The organism is Methanobrevibacter arboriphilus (genome assembly GCF_019669925.1).
GTDB lineage: Archaea > Methanobacteriota > Methanobacteria > Methanobacteriales > Methanobacteriaceae > Methanobinarius > Methanobinarius arboriphilus_A.
Genome location: NZ_AP019779.1, coordinates 2,374,972 through 2,393,271, shown reverse-complemented (window position 1 = coordinate 2,393,271; position 18,300 = coordinate 2,374,972). Strand labels below are relative to the sequence as shown.

The 18,300-nt window shown below is 26.6% G+C and carries 13 protein-coding genes; 2 read left to right on the top strand and 11 right to left on the bottom strand.

The genetic code is table 11. The features are described 5' to 3' along the window. Window positions 1–64 precede the first annotated feature (64 nt). A complete protein-coding gene (locus tag MarbSA_RS10285) occupies window positions 65–8,590 on the bottom strand; it encodes a beta strand repeat-containing protein (RefSeq protein ID WP_221061568.1) in 8,526 nt (2,841 codons plus the stop codon). Between the two features lie 1,221 nt (window positions 8,591–9,811). Beyond that, complete coding sequence (locus MarbSA_RS10280; RefSeq protein ID WP_042703726.1) at window positions 9,812–10,417, bottom strand: acyltransferase; 606 nt, start codon at window positions 10,415–10,417, stop codon at window positions 9,812–9,814. A gap of 386 nt (window positions 10,418–10,803) precedes the next feature. Between MarbSA_RS10280 and MarbSA_RS10275 the strand changes: the two genes are divergently transcribed. Beyond that, on the top strand, window positions 10,804–12,033 hold the full coding sequence (locus MarbSA_RS10275; RefSeq protein WP_244987875.1) for a 7-cyano-7-deazaguanine synthase: 1,230 nt from the start codon (window positions 10,804–10,806) through the stop codon (window positions 12,031–12,033). A 151-nt stretch (window positions 12,034–12,184) separates the two neighbouring features. On the opposite strand, the gene MarbSA_RS10270 is transcribed toward MarbSA_RS10275, so the two are convergent. Further along, window positions 12,185–12,322 carry a hypothetical protein gene (locus tag MarbSA_RS10270; protein ID WP_169835751.1) on the bottom strand — a complete coding sequence of 46 codons (138 nt, stop codon included), beginning with the start codon at window positions 12,320–12,322 and terminating at the stop codon, window positions 12,185–12,187. 266 nt (window positions 12,323–12,588) lie between these two features. On the opposite strand from MarbSA_RS10270, the gene MarbSA_RS10265 reads away from it, so the two are divergent. Further along, on the top strand, window positions 12,589–12,891 hold the full coding sequence (locus MarbSA_RS10265; protein WP_054835517.1) for a hypothetical protein: 303 nt from the start codon (window positions 12,589–12,591) through the stop codon (window positions 12,889–12,891). 24 nt (window positions 12,892–12,915) lie between these two features. On the opposite strand, the gene argH is transcribed toward MarbSA_RS10265, so the two are convergent. The 8 genes from argH to MarbSA_RS10225 form a co-directional block, all read right to left on the bottom strand. Further along, window positions 12,916–14,343: an argininosuccinate lyase gene (gene argH / locus MarbSA_RS10260; protein ID WP_221061567.1), complete on the bottom strand. Its 1,428-nt coding sequence runs from the start codon at window positions 14,341–14,343 to the stop codon at window positions 12,916–12,918. 695 nt (window positions 14,344–15,038) lie between these two features. After that, window positions 15,039–15,194 (bottom strand): 30S ribosomal protein S27ae, encoded by a 156-nt coding sequence (locus tag MarbSA_RS10255; protein ID WP_042703721.1) that lies wholly within the window; start codon window positions 15,192–15,194, stop codon window positions 15,039–15,041. A gap of 65 nt (window positions 15,195–15,259) precedes the next feature. Beyond that, complete coding sequence (locus MarbSA_RS10250; RefSeq protein WP_054835661.1) at window positions 15,260–15,577, bottom strand: 30S ribosomal protein S24e; 318 nt, start codon at window positions 15,575–15,577, stop codon at window positions 15,260–15,262. A gap of 43 nt (window positions 15,578–15,620) precedes the next feature. Next, window positions 15,621–16,151 carry a GTP-dependent dephospho-CoA kinase family protein gene (locus MarbSA_RS10245; protein WP_394325789.1) on the bottom strand — a complete coding sequence of 177 codons (531 nt, stop codon included), beginning with the start codon at window positions 16,149–16,151 and terminating at the stop codon, window positions 15,621–15,623. A 69-nt stretch (window positions 16,152–16,220) separates the two neighbouring features. Continuing rightward, window positions 16,221–16,397 (bottom strand): transcription elongation factor subunit Spt4, encoded by a 177-nt coding sequence (gene spt4, locus MarbSA_RS10240; protein ID WP_197272560.1) that lies wholly within the window; start codon window positions 16,395–16,397, stop codon window positions 16,221–16,223. A gap of 50 nt (window positions 16,398–16,447) precedes the next feature. After that, the gene (locus tag MarbSA_RS10235; RefSeq protein ID WP_042703714.1) at window positions 16,448–17,005 is read right to left on the bottom strand and encodes a DNA-directed RNA polymerase; all 558 of its coding nucleotides are present in this window, start codon (window positions 17,003–17,005) and stop codon (window positions 16,448–16,450) included. Between the two features lie 207 nt (window positions 17,006–17,212). Next, entirely contained in the window at window positions 17,213–17,737 is a 525-nt protein-coding gene (locus tag MarbSA_RS10230; protein ID WP_042703713.1) for an inorganic diphosphatase, read from the bottom strand. A gap of 190 nt (window positions 17,738–17,927) precedes the next feature. Further along, complete coding sequence (locus MarbSA_RS10225) at window positions 17,928–18,284, bottom strand: type II toxin-antitoxin system VapC family toxin (RefSeq protein WP_042703712.1); 357 nt, start codon at window positions 18,282–18,284, stop codon at window positions 17,928–17,930. Window positions 18,285–18,300 lie beyond the last annotated feature (16 nt).

Here is an 18,300-nt window from a genome sequence, read left to right as displayed (position 1 = left end):
TTTAAAGAGTTTCTAATGTCTATTTAAAAATAATCAAAAAAAGAGAAAAAAAGAATTACAATTTTTATAGTCTTTTTCTGTGTGTTAATAGTATTTTCAACTTAACTTGTTTTCCAACACCTAAATTCTTAACTTGAACCTTTAAAATCCTAGATTTAGTACTAAACTGATACTTAATAATTTTACTAGTTTTAGACAATTTTTCCAAATACCAATTTTTAAAGTACTTGACATAATCCTTAGAACCTAAAGCAGTTCCCAAGTTTTTAATGGTGTAAATTTTACTATAAAGATTAAAACCTCTATACTTACCCACTTTAACAAGCTTAGAAATCTTAACAATACTAATCTTAACTTTCCCAGTAACATTAAAAGTCTTACTAACATTAAAACCAGCAAAATCATTATTACCAGCATAAGAAACCTTCATAGTGGACTTTCCAGCTTTTTTCGGAGTATAGGAAAGTTTCCAAACACCAATATTATTAGTAGTAACTTTATAAGTTTTACCATCAACAATAACAAGAACACTAGTATTAGCCAATGGTTTACCACCACTATTCAAAACACCAGAAACAGTAATCGATTTTCCTACTTTAACATTACTCGGAATATTAATAGAGGAATTAGTAGCTAACTTACTAACATTAAAAATCTTATTTTCAACAAATCCTTCATAACGATCATTACCCAAATAAACAAGGGATAAATCAAAGATTCCAGCACGTTTTGGAGTGTAATTTAAACTCCAAACACCATTAGAATCAGTAGTCACATTAAAAGACTCACCACCAACAACAACTTCTAAAATAGCATCAGCTATTGTGTTATCATTCTCATCATTTAAAACACCAGAAATTAAAACTGTTTGATTAACCTTAATATTATTTGGAAGGATTATAGAGGAATTAGTAGCTAGCTTAGTAACATTAAAACTTGTATTGTTTATAAAACCTGTGTAATTATCATTACCAGTCCAACTAACAGAAATAAAGAACTCATCAGCATAGAGCGGAGTATAAACAAGACTCCAATCACCAGTACTATTAGTTGTCACATTAAAAGTTTCATTACCAATAGTAATTGTTAGTTGAGCATTATTTATAGGATCACTATCCTCATCAGCCAAAATACCATTAATAGTGATATTTTCACCAACTTTAAAATAACCAGAAACAATAACACTAGAATTAGAACTATCCTTCAACACAGTAAAAGTTGTACTATTAATAAAAGCAGAATAATTATCATTACCAGAATAACTAACAGTTACTGTGATGTTTCCTGTACGATTAGTAGTGTAATTAAGACTCCAACCACCAGTATTATTAATATTAACTGACTGAGTGTTTCCATCCACAGTAATATTCAACAAATCAGAACCATCACCAGCATAACCAGCTAACTGACCACTAATAGTAGCATTAGTTCCAATATTAACATTATTTACATTGATAGTACTGTTAGTACTATTTTTCAATACATTAAAGCTACTAGTATTAGTGAAACTAGTGTAATTACCATCAACTAACTCAGTATAATTTACAAGAACATCATAATTTCCAGTATGATTAGTAACATGACTTACAGTCCAATTACCACCAATAGAATCCACAACAACATCAGTATACAATTTACCATCAACAGTAACATTAACAAAACCAATAACAGTAAAGTTAGCTAGTTGACCAGTAATAACAGCAGTATCACCAACATGAACATCAGAAACAATAATAGTAGAGTTAGTACTATTTTTAAACACTTCAAAACTTGTACTATTACTAAAACCAGTGTAATTCTCATTACCAGAATAACTAACAGTTACTGTGATGTTTCCTGTACGATTAGTAGTGTAATTAAGACTCCAACCACCAGTACCATTAATAGTAACTGATTGAATGTTTCCATCCACAGTAATATTCAACAAATCAGAACCATCACCACTATAATTATTAGTCAATTGACCTGTAATAATAGTGTTAATTCCAATATTCACACTATCTAAACTTATAGTTGAATTGACACTATTTATAGCAACATTAAAACTTGTAGTGTTAGTGAAACTAGTGTAATTATCCGTATCAGTTTCAATAAAAGAAACTGTCACATTATGAGTTCCAGTATGATTAGTAACATGTTTCACAGTCCAATTACCACCAATAGAATCCACAGCAACATCAGCATACAATTTATCATCAACAGTAACATTAACACTACTAATAACAGTGAAATTAGCTAAAACACCAGTAATAGTAGCATTAGTTCCAACTTGAACACTGTCAACATTGATAGTGCTGTTAGTACTATTTTTCAACACATTAAAGCTTGTAATGTTAGTAAATGCTGTGTAATTACCCTCACCATCACCATTATAAGCAACAATCACATCAATACTTCCTGTACGGTTAGTATTATAATTTAAACTCCAACCACCAGAATTATTAACAGTGATACTTTGAGTGTTTCCATCAACAGTAACATTAACACTACTTATAACCGTGTAATTATCCAATTGACCTGTAATAATAGCATCAGTACCAATTTGAACATTATTTACATTGATAGTAGAGTTAGTACTATTTTTAAGCACATTGAAAGTTGTACTATTACTAAAACTAGTGTAATTACCTGTATCAGTTTCAGTATACTCAACAATAATAGTATGAACTCCTGTATGATTGGTCAGATGTTCAATAGTCCAATTACCACCAACAGAATCCACAACAACAGTATACGATTTACCGTCAACAGTAACATTCACAAAACTAATAACAGTAAAGTTAGCTAGTTGGCCAGTAATAACAGCAGTATCACCAACATGAACATCAGAAACAATAATAGTAGAGTTAGTACTGTTTTTAAACACTTCAAAACTTGTACTATTAATAAAACCAGTGTAATTCTCATTACCAATATAAATAACAGTTACTGTGATGTTTCCTGTACGGTTAGTAGTGTAATTAAGACTCCAACCACCAGTATTACCAATAGTAACTGTATAAAGGTTTCCATCAACAGTAATATTCAACAAATCAGAACCATCACCAGCATAACCAGCTAACTGACCACTAATAGTAGCATTAGTTCCAATATTAACATTATCTACATTGATAGTACTGTTAGTACTGTTTTTCAACACAGCAAAACTAGTAGTATTAGTAAAACTAGTATAATTACCAGAATCAGACTCAGTATAACTAACAATAACATTATAAGTTCCTGTATGATTAGTTAAATGACTCACAGACCAATTACCACCAACAGAATCCACAATAGGAGTATACAATTTACCATCAACAGTAACATTAACACTACTAATCACGGTGAAATTAGCTAAAACACCAGTAATAGTAGCATTAGTACCAACCTGAACATCATCCACATGTATAGTACTGTTAGTACTGTTTTTCAACACAGCAAAACTAGTAGTATTAGTAAAACTAGTATAATTACCAGAATCAGACTCAGTATAACTAACAATAACATTATAAGTTCCTGTATGATTAGTTAAATGACTCACAGACCAATTACCACCAACAGAATCCACAAAAACATCACTATACAATTTACCATCAACAGTAACATTAACACTACTAATCACGGTGAAATTAGCTAATTGACCAGTGATAGTAGCTGTTGTGCCAATTTGAGTATTATTCGCACCAGAAACATCAATACTAGAATTAGTACTATTTCTCAACACAGAAAAACTACTAGTATTAATGAAACTTGTATAATTACCATCAGCTAACTCAGTATAATTTACAATAACAGTATGAGTTCCTGTATGATTAGTCAAATGATTTACAGTCCAATTACCCTCAGTAGGATCCACAACAATATCAGTATACAATTTACCATCAACAGTAACATTAACAGCACTAATCACAGTATAATTAGCTAAAACACCAGTAATAACAGCATCAGTACCAACGTGAACACTATCCACACTGATGGTACTGTTAGTACTATTCTTAAACACTTCAAAAGTTGTACTGTTAATGGAATAAGTAGTACCATTCTGAATATAGCTAACAGTTATTGTGATGTTTCCTGTGCGGTTAGTTGTGTAATTAAGATTCCATCCACCAGTAGTACTATTAACAGTTACATTATGAAACTTACCATCGACTGTGACATTGATATTATCTATTCCAGTGTAAATATCTAATTGACCAATAATAGTAACATTTTCACCAATATTAACATTAGGAGGAACAGTAATAGTTAAATTAATATCCAAACTAAAAGTTACATACTCATCATCTAAAGAAGCATCTAAAATCGGATAACCACTAGAAAATATAATAAGATTATTTTCAAATGAGTCATCAGTAGTAGTATTATATTCAGCACCATTAAAAGTACCATTCACAATAAAATAAGGTAAATTCCCAACACCATCATTTACTAAAGTAGTATTCAACACTAAAAATGCAAATGAAGCATTATCAGTAAAACTGAGATTATACAAACTTGAAATATTAATAATCTTCAAAATATAATGATTAACTGTATCAATACCCAAAACCTTAGTAGTTATATTATTAACACCCCACCAATTATAATCAAAACTACTATTATCATTAAAACCAGTGATATTCACACCAGTATTAGCTATAATACGATTATACCAAACAGTAACATTAACACGAGAACCAGTATTAAGACCACTGAAATTCAAACCAACACCATTAGGAGCATAAATAGTATTACCACGAACAATAAAATCACTAATATTAGTAACAGAATTAGATGTAAAACTAAAACCATCCCCATTTGTAGAGTTAATAATATTATTTATAAAACTAACACCATTAGTATTATTCATTAAAACAAAAACTCCATAATACTCTCCGGTGATGTTATTGTAACTGAAATTTAAATTATTGTTGTTACTGGTGCTTCCTATACTCAAACCAACACCATAATTTGTTCCTTTAATCTTATTTTCGATAAATGATATATTTGTATTAGTACTGTTTGGAGTATATAGTAAAGCACCATCATGTGTTCCAGTGATATTATTGTATTTGAAGGTGATCTGTGAGTTTTTACTATTGGTAGCATCAAAATTAATACCATCACCATCAGATGTTGCTGTTGCTGTGATATTATTGTTTTGAAGGGTAATTTGTGAGTTTTCAAGATTTTTTGCAGCTATAACAATTGAATAATTTGTTCCAGTAATATTATTCCCATCGAAATTAAATATAGAATTGTTAGTATTAGTTGTATTTAAACCAATACTATAAGTTGACCCTGTGATATTATTCTCTGTTAATAATATATTTATGGTGTTGGTGTTGGATGCATTAAAACCAAAACCATACTGAACTGTTCCTTTAAAGTTATTGTAGAGGAAAGAGAATTGAGAGTTATTATTACTACCAAATACATTGCCGATAACACCATATGCTCCAGTAATATTGTTATCTTCAAAGATAAACTGTGAATTATCAGATGTTGGTGCTATTAAATGAATGCCATAGTTAGATGTTGCTGTGATATTATTCCTAGTGAAATTAAAGTATGAATTTTTATTATTAGTTGCATTGAAATTTAAACTATAACTTGACCCCGTAATATCATTCCCAATAAACGATATATTAGTATTGTTACTATTTGATGTGTTAAAATTAAGACCATTAGATGTTCCAGCAATATTATTCCCAGTGAAATTAAATAGAGAGTTATTACTATTTGTAGTGTTAAGATTAACACCATAAGTTGATCCTGCGATATTGTTTTCAGTGAAGGCAATATTAATGTTGTTACTACTGGATGCATTTAGAATAAAACCATTACCAGATTCTCCTGTAATGTTATTGTTAGCGAAGATAAATTGTGAGTTGTTGTTGGTATTGGATGCAGACAAAGAAATACCATAACTGGATTTTCCTATAATACTGTTATTTTTTAAAGTAAAATGCAAGTTGTTAGAATTAGCTGCAGCAAAACTTACACTATAACTTGATCCTGTGATATTATTGTCAGAAAAAGTTATATTGGTGTTATTAGTATTTGATGCAGACAAAGAAATACTATAACCGGATTTTCCTGTAATAATGTTATTGGTGAAAGATATATTATTGTTACTCTTATTGTATACACTCAGATAAAGCCCATAATATGATATTCCTGTGAAATTATTCCCAGTGAATGTGAATTGTGAATTGTTGGTTAATGCATTTATATAAGCAGCCCGTTCTGTTCCTGTGATATTGTTGTTATTGAATATAAATTCTAAGTATGAGTTGTTGAGAGATCCATCACCGAATTTTCCACTTATTTCACCAGTATAAAAACCAACAGGTGATGTTCCTGCAATATTATTGTTAGTGAATGTGAATTGTGAATTATTGGTGTTAGCTACCTCAAGAAAAACACCAGCGTATGGCGTTGTTCCTGATATATTGTTGCCAATGAAGGTTATATTTACATTATTACTCTTTAATACAGTTAAAAAAGCAGCACTACCATTATTTGTTGTGAAATTGTTATTTTTAAATATAAATTGTGAGTTTGAACCATTCAATCCCGATATAACTAGGTCAAAACTTCCATTTTGCGTTGTGAAATTGTTGTCAGTGAATATGAATTGTGAGTCGATAGTATTTCCATATGCTGACACTCTAGGATAAACATAATTTGCATCACCACCATATGCTTTGAAGTTGTTGCCAATAAAACTAACTTTTGAATTGGTGAAATCGTAGAATGACATGACAGAAAAAGAAGAAGGGGATCCATAATGAGGACCTTCCTCTGGTCCAGTGAAGTTATTATCAGTAAAGTTAATTATATTTTTAGAACCGTTAAGATTTATATGAAAACCAGCTCCAATTATCTTGTTGTTAGTGAATGTAAATTGTGAGTTGTTAATGAATTTGTCAGTAGCAGCATCACCCAAACTCATACCAGACCTCACTTTCGATAAGATGTTACCATTAAAGGTAACTTGCAAATTATTGTTATAATATAAGATTCTCATATCAACACCACCATCTATTAAGTTGTTAGTGAAGTTAAGATTAATGTCGCTAGAATTATATATTCTCACATATATCGAACTATCCCCTGTGAAATTGTTGTCTGCAATAGTAGCTTCTAAGCCGATAATATTTTCTACCCACAAATTAACACTATTAGAACTATAACTACCTCCTAAACGAGATAGATTCATTGTGTTGTTGACAATAGTTATATTAGCATTTATAATTTTTTTAATGATTTTATTACTATTGTATACAGACAGATAAACACCATCAAGACCATTTCCATTGGCTGTTCCTGTGATATTGTTGTCAGCAATGATAATGGTTACATTGTTATAATTTAGAGTATTAATTCTAAAACCGCTACCATTTGTTACTGTGATGTTATTGGCGGTGAAGTTAAATCGTGCGTTTAAATTTAATCCAGAAGTATAATAACCAATACCTGTTTTTTCTCCATTTATTATGTTATTAATGCATGTTAAATTAGTGTTGTTGATATTATCATATAAAAAATAAATACCCCAACTGGAATCTGGCCCTATACCTGTGATGATGTTGTTAGTAAAGGATATATCCGAATTGTTGCCACCATCCCTAATAATAAGATAAGCACCACTACCAGTTGTGCCACCCCAACTAGAATTAGAATTTCCTGTTCCTGTCAGATTGTTATCAGCGAATATAATCCGTGAATGGTTACTCCTAGATACAATATAAACTCCATCACCGAATGTTGCCATTATGTTGTTATTAGTGAAGATAGCTTGTGAGTTACTACTGTTGGATGTACTCAGTGCAACCCCATTCCATAAACCATTTGAGACTGATAGTGCTGTGATATTATTTTTAGTAAAGGTTATGTTGTCATTAATATTATTTATTAGATCTATACGAACAGAACCCTCACCTTCAGTCCTATAGCTGCTGGATCCTGTGATGTTATTTTTAATAAAAGTCAAATTACTACTACGACCTTTTGCAATAATATAAACACCATGAGATCTGTTCGTACCATTACCTTCAATAATATTATTAAAAAAATAAACATCTAAAATAGCATAATTGTTATCAGATACATTAACATAAACAGCCCCATAAAGATCATTAGCAGAAATAATAATATTATTCGCAATTATTATTCCTTTTAAATCATTGCTATTACTATTAATATTAATACTAATTCCTTTTGTATTAATATTATTACCATTAATTGTTAAATCGCTACTTATGGATGTTATAGCAGTATTATAATTAGTAATAGTTAAATTTAATATACTAACATTGGGTGATGTGATATTAAATAAAATACCAGAACCATTAATCTGAGTATTACTACTTTTACCTTTTATAGTAGCATTACGTTTAACATTAATCTTAGAAAAATTATAATCACCATTTTCAAGATTAATAACCAATTCATCATCTGTATCATTGTCAATAACACTTTGAAATTGAGCAGTGGTATTAGTGTCTGTGAAATTATATTCAGCTGCATCAACACTAGAAAAACTCAAAAATAAGAAGGAGAATACAAACACAATGAAAATAAATTGCTTACTTTTAAACATAACTTTTCTACTTTTAAACATAACTTTTCACATCTAATTAATTAATATTATAATAAAACCATAAATAGTACAATGCGAACACTCACTATTTTTACAAATATTAATATAAAAATACTCCCATATAAATATTACTACCAAAAATCAAAAAACAATAGCTGCCCCCCCCCCCGCCTTAAAATTAAAAATAAAAGATTATTAAAAATAATTGAAAAAAATAGAATTAAAAAAGCTTAAATAAATAAAAAAAATATAGAATAAGAAGGATATATTAGAAAAAGAGCAATTTGGAAAAAAATAAAGATAATAAAAATATAAAAAAACTAATAGAAAGACGCAAAATTATTATTATTTTTTGTTTAATGAGTATATAAAATAAAATGAATAATTTCTAAAAAATTGTGATATATATTTTTTTGTTAAAAAATATATTAAAATTCATAGTTTTGTTCATTGAACTTGTAATCATAAGTCATCCTAAAAATATAAAAAAAAATATAAAAACAAATTTAAAAAATATAAAAACAAATATTAAAAATATAAAAATAAATATTAAAAATAAGCTTAAAAAATATAAAATGAATATTTAGAATAGATTTAAATACTAAAATAAATCTAATCTAAATACTCAAAATAAATTTAAAAGAAATAGATAATGATATACTTAATAAAAAAAATTCAGTTTTATTTTAATCTTTTAAAAAGGAATGATTATATTCAATATAAAGATTAAAACTAACATTGAAAAGGGGGGTGAATATGTTAGTAACCAGAGATATCATATCTGAATTTTTATTTTCATTAAGATATCAATTATCTATTCTGATTAATAAGACTAGAGAATTTATCCTCTAACTATTAGCAACAAATTTTAAACATTTATAAAAAATTCATTTTATAATACGATTTTATAAAAGAACCATATTATAAAGATTAAAATAATATCTAAATAGCGAGTATTCTCTATTCTATTAATCAGATAAAAATTCTTAATTTATAAATTTTTAAAAAACAAAACTTCATATTTAAATCTCGGATTTTACAAGTTTAAAAGCAAAGTTTTTATTATTTATAAGAATTTTTATCTCATTAATAAAAAAATAAAGTTAATTTATAATATTAGATTTAAAAGATTTTATATTTAAAAAGTTTTAAAAAATTTTAAATATTAAATTTAATATCATATATCTTTAATATTATATAACAACATTATATTATTCATACTATATATACTTTTGCATATTATTAAAGAATATTAGGAACTCTCAAATGTTCAGGTAAAGGCTTAATCTTAGCTGGTGCACCAATAGCTAAATAGAACGGAGGCACAGTTCTTGTAACAACAGCTCCAGCAGCAACAATAGCTCCTTCACCAACCTCAATATTAGAAAGAAATGTGGTGTTAGCACCAACAGAAGCCCCTTTCCTAATTTGAGGACCTTTTAAATCATATTCTACTCTAACAGGATAACGATCGTTTGTAAAACAAGCACAAGGCCCAATGAATACATTATCTTCAATAACGCTATTAGTAGGTATATAAACATTAGATTGTATTCTAACATTAGATCCAATCTTACAATTTCCTTCAATAACACTATTAGTACCAATTAAAACATCATCACCAATATCAGTATTTTCCCTGATTACTACATTATGACCAGTTTTAAAATCATCTCCCATAACAACATCATTATAGATAATAGTATTAGAACGAAGAAGAATGTTTTTTCCAAAAACAGGATTTTTGCTGAATCTTTTATAATTAACACCAAGTTTAATATTTTCTTTAGCTAGTTTCTGATAAAATTCATCATTATCATTATTAAAAATTCCCAATAAGCTAGCCATTTAATTAAACTCCCATTTTAACATTAATCATTTTCATAACATAAGTAGTTATATCATTTACCATAATTGTACTTTTCTTAATTATATATCCTCAGATAATAAAAACTATATAATAAATTAAATTATGAAAACTCTATTGCAAGGAAATCCTATTGCAATGAAATATTTACATAAAATAAATATTTACATAATATATATCAAATATCTAATTTAAATAATTATTATAAATTATTATATCTATTTAAGTATATAAAATTATATACTAATATTAAATTTCTATAATAAAATATATTGATTTTAAACAAATTTTTAAACAAATAATATTATGAACTTTTAAATTTTACTTAAATCATTTTTACTTAAAATATCATTAAATCGGTGAAAAGTTGAAATTAGATAAAAAAACAATTATAAAACAGATAAACCTAATAAGAAGAGAAATTGGTCATGATAATGTTAAGATTAATATAAAAAAATTAATATATGACAAAAAATACGATGAATTATGGATTATAACTCCAGATAGGCCAGATAAATCCTCAATTATTGGAAAAGGAGGATGGGTTGTAGGAAAACTTAGAGAAAAAATGAAAATTAATAAAATTCATGTTGAAAGCTATTCAGACTATTTAATAAAAGAGTATAGGATGAAATTATCTTTACAAAAATTAGACTCCTTTATAAAAGAACAGGAAAATGAAAAATCTAATCAATCATTTTTAGCACCTATTGAAAATTTAAAATCTATTTTAGAAGCAAAAATAGAAAATATTTATAACTTCGATTTCACTGAATATTTTAATAATCATGATTATGAATTTAGTAAAAATGAAAATAATGCAATAGTGGCCCTTTCAGGAGGAGTGGATAGTAGTTTTTCCTTGGTAATAGCTAAAAAATTAGGATTTAATCCAATAGCTGTTACTATTGATCCTGGAACAATAATACTCCCTAAACAATTTAAAGATAATATAAAAAAATTATGTAAAGAAATTTCAGTAAAGCATAAATATATTCCCATGGATTACACAGAAATAATTCAAGATTCATTGAGTGGAAATTTACATCCATGTGGGAGATGTTCAAAAGAAACTGCCTCTGCTTTATTCAATTATGGGAAAGATAATAATATAAACCTTGTAATTTTTGGAGATATGTTATCAACAGGATCTCAATGTATTACAAAATATAAAATTAATAAAACTATTAATAATAAATTTAATAAAGATAATGAGAATAATGAAGATAATAATGAAGTTAATGAAAATAATAAGGAAATTAATGAAAATAATAATAAAATTAATGAGAATAATAATAAGAGAACTAATAAAAATAATGAAAATAATAATTTTGATGAAGATGACCTAGATATGTTTAGATTGAATTTACCAGCTACTCTATCTGTAGGAAAGGAAGAAATAAAGAAAAACATATTAAAATATAATTTAGAACAGATAAAAGGATTCGGATGTCCTCTTTTATATGAATCTCATAAAAAGTATCCATATTTTAAAAAGTTTTCAATTCAAAGAATACTTAGAGAAACAAGATCTGGTGCATTAGAGCCTGGTGAAGCTCTTGATTTAATTTGGAGTTTTTATAGAACAGAAAAATAAATATAATAAATAAATTAGTGAAAATAACTTTAATTTTAAAAATATAATAAAAAACAAAAAAATATATAATATAGCTCTCGCTAATTATATAAAAAATGGAAACACTAAAAACATTAAAGTCTTTTTAGACTATATTAAACTTAAAATCAAATTATAAAAAGTTTAATACTCCATATGCAATTAGAACTAATCCTATTACATAAGCAACAATATTTGGGAAAACAATCACTAAAATACCTGCTATAATAGCAATAATTCCTATAGCTAAATTGGTGTTATTAGATTTCATAGTAATATTATGTATTTAATTGTATATAATATTATCCAAAAAATAATTATTCTTCATAATTATTCTTCATAGTCATTCTTTATATTATAATATCTATAAAAAATGATACTCTATAAAGAATACTACTCTATTAAAAAATACTCTATAAAAAATAATACTATAAAAAATAATATTTTATGTTATATACCACAAAATTACAAAATAGTTAAAATGAAAACATATAAAGTTAAAATATTATATATAATTAAAATTGAAAGGTTGATAAAATGAAAATATGTCCAAGATGTGGATCAAAAAATGTCGATTGGATAATTCCTCAAAATTGGTCTGTATGGGAATGTAAAGATTGTGATTATACTGGACCAGTAATTGAGGGTGATGAAAAAATAGCTAAAGAAATAAAGGAAGATTATGAGCTAAAATTAAAAATTGAAAAATCCAAGTCTAAAAAAGATAAAAAAAATAAAGAAAAAACAGAAAACCAAGAAAAAGAGTATGAAGAAACAGAATGTGAAGAAGAACTAACTGATGAAGAAATAGAAAGAAGGTTAGATGAATTAGAAATATAAAAACTCATTATTGATCTTGAAAAATTATTTTTCAATACATTTTTTATCAAATTCTTCTTTTAAAAATTCTTTCATATTATTACAAGCTAACTGAACCATCTCTGGAGAAGGTCCACCTGGAACTTGTCTCATTTTAACGTTTTCAAGAGGATCAAGTGATTTTTGAATTAAATCATTGGATAATTTTAACTTATCAAAGCCTAAATCATTAGCTATTCCATCAATAAATCTAGAATCTATATCCTCTATTTCTAAGCCCATTTCAATAGAGAGGTTCACTAAACGACCAACAATTTTATGAGCTGTTCTAAATGGAATCTTAGCTTCTCTAACCATAACATCAGCTAAATCAGTAACAGTTCCAAAATTAGCACCTGCTAATTCTAAACATCTTTTTTTATTAATTTTTATAGACAATACCATCTCTGAAACGATTTTTAAAGTATTATATGCTACTTCTAATGAGTTCCAAAGGTGAGGAGTTATTTCTTGTAAATCTCTATTATAAGTATAAGGAATAGCCTTTAATATAGTCATAATAGTAACCAACTCCCCATTGATTATAGTAGATTTAGCTCTAGCAACCTCAGCTACATCAGGATTCTTTTTTTGAGGCATAATTGAAGATGTGGAAGAAAATTCATCAGCTATCTCAATAATCCCAAACTCATAAGTACTCCAAAGAACCAATTCTTCACACATTTTAGATAAACTTGTTGTTAAAGTAGCTAAATCAAAAACAGTTTCAGATATAAAGTCTCGAGCTGAAACTCCATCCATGGAATTTTCAAGATAGCTATCAAACCCAAGAAGTTTTGTAGTAAGCTCCCTATTAATTGGAAAACTAGTTGTAGTCATAGCTGCTGAACCAAGAGGATTTTGATTAACTCTTTTATAAGTATCATTTAACCTTTCATAATCTCTTCTTAGTGCTTGAGCATAAGCCATAAAATTATGAGCCATGGTAATTGGTTGAGCATGTTGAAGGTGAGTATAACCTATGGTAACTGTTTCTTTATGTTCTTCAGCTAATTTTACTAATCCTTCAATAAATTCCAAAATAGCTATTTGAACCTCAATAATTTTAGACCTAAGTGTTAATCTAACATCAGTAGCCACTTGATCATTTCTTGACTTAGCAGTGTGCATAAAACCTGCTACCCCTTCACCAACCATGTCAGTAACATAATTTTCAACTGCCATATGGATATCTTCAACAGAATGATCAAAATTAAGTGCTTCAAAACCTTCTTCTTTTAATTTAGTTAAAGCTTCAAGTATCTTATCAGCTATTTCTTCATCAATTATATCCTCATTTTTTAACATCAATACATGTGCAAAGTTACACTTAACATCACTATCAAAAATATACCTATCAGCATCAAGTGAAGATGTATATATAGCAGCATCTTCTGTCATCTTCTTATCTAGTCTTCCACTTCTTAAATTCAATTAAATACACCTTTCAATTAAATATACCTATAAAAAATTATATAAATTTAATTTTTATAATAATTCTAATTTAAAATATTCCAATATTAGTATAATAATTCTAAGATTCTATAATATCATTCTTATAATGTTTTAATTTTTATTAATTTAAATCTAATAAAAATAAGCTTAATAAAAATCTATCAAATCTTTTATGTATAATTATATTTTTATTCTAATTTCTATTTAGTAGTTACATATACTTATTAATTTTTATCTTATTTATAAAAATTTTCTATTTTTATAAGTTTAAAAATGAAATTTTTATTATTTATAAAATAAATATCTGAATTGGAAAATTTTTAATAGAAATGAATTAAGAAAAAACAATTAATAAAATAATTTAATAAAAATAAATTAGAAACTTAAGAACATATTAAAAAGAATAATAAAATGGAATAAATTATAAAATAATAATATATTTTAAAATTATAATAAAAGTAATAATAAAACTAATAATAAAATTAATAATGAATACATATATTAATAAAAATAATAAAGATAGTAATAAAAATAATAATAAAAAAATAATGATAAAAATAATAAAACTAATAAAAATATTGATAAAAATTAATAAAATTATTTAATAAAACTAAATATAATAAGCTAATAGAATATTAAAAATTTTTATAAAATAAAAAAATTAAAAAGAAAAATTAATCTTTGTTTTTAATCTCAGTATATCCACATTTTCCACAAGCATATCTATCACCATGATCAGCCATAAATACACCACCAGAACAACGAGGACAAAACGGATTTTTCCTTTTTAATTTATCACCATCAACTTCGTAAAGTGTAGATTTTTTCATAATTTAGTCCCTCCAGACTATTATATTATACAATAATTATACAAGTGTTCTTCAGATTCAGATTTTTATTCTGATTCTTCAGATTCATCATCTTCAACAACTTCAACTTCTTTATTTTTAGCTAATACATGTTCAGTTTCAATATTTTCCAAACTTTCAATTGAACCATAAATCTTTGCATAGCCAGAAGCTTTAGTTTGACCATAATGAGGTTGAAGTGAATCAACCACAATTAAATCTTTTTTAGAATCTAATAAAGCTACTAACTTACTTTTAACATCTAATAATTTAGGTGTAGCCTCACCAGAATAAATACAATCAAATTTAACCTCAGTTCTATCTAATACTTTATTTTCTTTCTTATTTAAAATGTCAATTTCCATTTTTAAGCCTCTTTAACTTAATAAAACTTTATTTTTAATAATTTCAATTATCTACTTTTTTGAACAATTTAAGTAGCTCATTAGCTCTTTTTTTTACTTCAAAAACGTTTAAAAATACTAATCCTTCATTAGGTTGTCCATATAAAACAACCGCATTATCAGGAGCCATAACAATACATGGAAGAACTGCAAGATCTTCTTCCCCTTCTACAACAATTAATTGTTTTACATCATCATTTGTTGCTTTTTTGATAGCTAGATCTATGGTTTCCCATAGTTCATCAGTGATAGTTCCTGGAGGATTCTTTGTAAATAAAACATTTTCATTATGATTAAACTCATTATTATGAATTATTTTATTATTATGAATTTTTCTTTGAATTAAGTTATCAATTATACTAATATTTGGATAAATATTTTTACTGTGAAGATTATTGGTAGTCTCATCTCCAACAGATATTAAAAATTTAGATGAAATAATTTCAGGTAAAGCATCTTCAAAGAAAGGATATAATTTACCTAATGGCTTTTTAAACTTATTCCTATCAGTTTCATCTAATATTAACACTATTATACCTCTTAAATCTCATATGAAATTTTTAAATTTTTAGTTTTATAATCATTAATCAAAGTCATAGCCAAATCATCTTACTCTAAGAGCATATTCTCCAGGTAATTCAATATGCAATTCTTTAGCTATATCCGAATTTTCTGGATCTATAATTATTAAAAGACCACTCCAATTAGTTGAAGTAGGGTTATTACAAACTGGACAACGTTCTCTAGTAGATATTCTTTTACATGAAGTACAAGCTTTAATACTCATTTATAATACTTCCTGATAATTAAAACAAATAATACTTTTATGTATTATTTTTTACTTTTATTTTTCTCATCTTCAATCCACTCAAACCTTCCTAAGTTAGGCTGTCTCATAGTAAGCCCAATCCTAGTTTCTTTAGTGGATTTACCCTTTAAACTAACAGCAACAATTCTAGCTCTGACAAAGTTTCCTTCTTCAAGAGTTTTTTTAGATTCTTTAGCAAGTAATGCTCCTCTTTTAGAATCATAATTAATATAATCGTCTGTGACTTGAGAAACATGAACTAAACCATCCATTGGACCAATACGAATAAAAGCTCCAAATTCAGCTATTTCAATTACTTCACCATCAATTATTTCATATAATTCGGGTTTAAAGAACACTGCATTGAAAACTACCTCATGATAAGCAGCACCATCGCCCATTATTACTTTACCTTCACCAATGACCTCTATATTGTTAACACTAACAAGCAAACCTAATTTTTTATCAAGTCTGCCGTTATAAGTCTCATTAAGAGTTTCAATAGCTACTTCTTCCAGAGGATCCTCAAACTTATAAGGAGGAATTCTCACAGTATCCTCAATTTTTGTTAAATAGTACAACTAAATCCCTCATAATTAATTTATTGATAAATATTATTTAATATTGAATGAATTTAAGATTTTGAATAAATTTAATTTTTGAATAAATCTAATATTTTAATAAATCTAATATTTTAATAAATCTAATATATTAATAAATCTAATGTTTTGAATGAATTTAAGATTATATAATAATGAGATTATATAATACTAATATATGATATTATCCTAATATTTCTCTTTATACAACTCAATAGATCTAATAGCTTCTTTTTTAGCCATTTCAGCGTTATCCCAATTAAGAACTTCCACTTCTTTACCTTCAAGATTTTTATAAGTTTTAAAGAACTCTGCAATCTCATCTAAGATATGTGATGGAACATCAGATATATCATTAATATCTTTAAATTTAGGATCATCCACAGGAACAGCTAAGATTTTATAATCTTTGTCTCCACCATCAATCATCCCCATTATTCCAATTGGTTTTGAAGCAATAACACAACCTGGAAAAGTTGGTTGTTCCATTAATACCATAATATCCATAGGATCCCCATCATCATAAACAGTTTGAGGAATAAATCCATAATCAGCAGGATAAACTACTGAAGAGTACAAAACTCTATCTAAAGCAAAAGCTTCCATATCTTTATCATATTCATACTTGTTTCTTGATCCTTTAGGAATTTCGATTACCGTATTTATTACTTCAGGAAATTCAGATCCGGGATTTAATTCAGTCCATAAATTCATATTTCCACCATTATTAATATTTAATTACTATACATTATTATAATATTACTATAAATTATTAGCATTATTATAATATTATTCTATATAATTATAATAATTTAATAAAATTAATAATTTAAAAAATTTTAATAAAATTATTAAAGTTGTATTTTAAATATTTAGAAGGATTAATAATAATTATTTAATATTACTATTCCAAATACCCATCAAAGACAACATATTTCTTTTGACGCAAATAAACAACAGGTATGCCTTTTTTTCTTGCTCTTTTTTTTAGTTCAATATCATTTGTTGCTAAAACTTTCGAAATTCTAATTAAAGCATCATCAACAGATTCGTCTTTATTTAAAGAAACATCTTTTATCTCAACAACTCCAGATTTGGCTATTTTAAGACCAATTCCTGCTGCAACCCTATTTTTGCCTTTTAAATTTTTCTTTAAACCAACCAACTCATTTATTATAAATTTTGTAGTAGCTAATTTATAAGAAGGAAAAGCTTTTTCAAGTTCATCTATTATATCAACATTGAACTGAAAGGGAATCATGAAAAATTTGTATCTA

Coding starts and splice junctions, on each gene's coding strand:
- MarbSA_RS10255 (WP_042703721.1), bottom strand. CDS start 15,194: ATGAAAAAATCTACACTTTACGAAGTTGATGGTGATAAATTAAAAAGG.
- MarbSA_RS10265 (WP_054835517.1), top strand. CDS start 12,589: ATGAAAATATGTCCAAGATGTGGATCAAAAAATGTCGATTGGATAATT.
- MarbSA_RS10270 (WP_169835751.1), bottom strand. CDS start 12,322: ATGAAATCTAATAACACCAATTTAGCTATAGGAATTATTGCTATTATA.
- MarbSA_RS10230 (WP_042703713.1), bottom strand. CDS start 17,737: ATGAATTTATGGACTGAATTAAATCCCGGATCTGAATTTCCTGAAGTA.
- MarbSA_RS10285 (WP_221061568.1), bottom strand. CDS start 8,590: ATGTTTAAAAGTAGAAAAGTTATGTTTAAAAGTAAGCAATTTATTTTC.
- MarbSA_RS10225 (WP_042703712.1), bottom strand. CDS start 18,284: ATGATTCCCTTTCAGTTCAATGTTGATATAATAGATGAACTTGAAAAA.
- MarbSA_RS10280 (WP_042703726.1), bottom strand. CDS start 10,417: ATGGCTAGCTTATTGGGAATTTTTAATAATGATAATGATGAATTTTAT.
- MarbSA_RS10250 (WP_054835661.1), bottom strand. CDS start 15,577: ATGGAAATTGACATTTTAAATAAGAAAGAAAATAAAGTATTAGATAGA.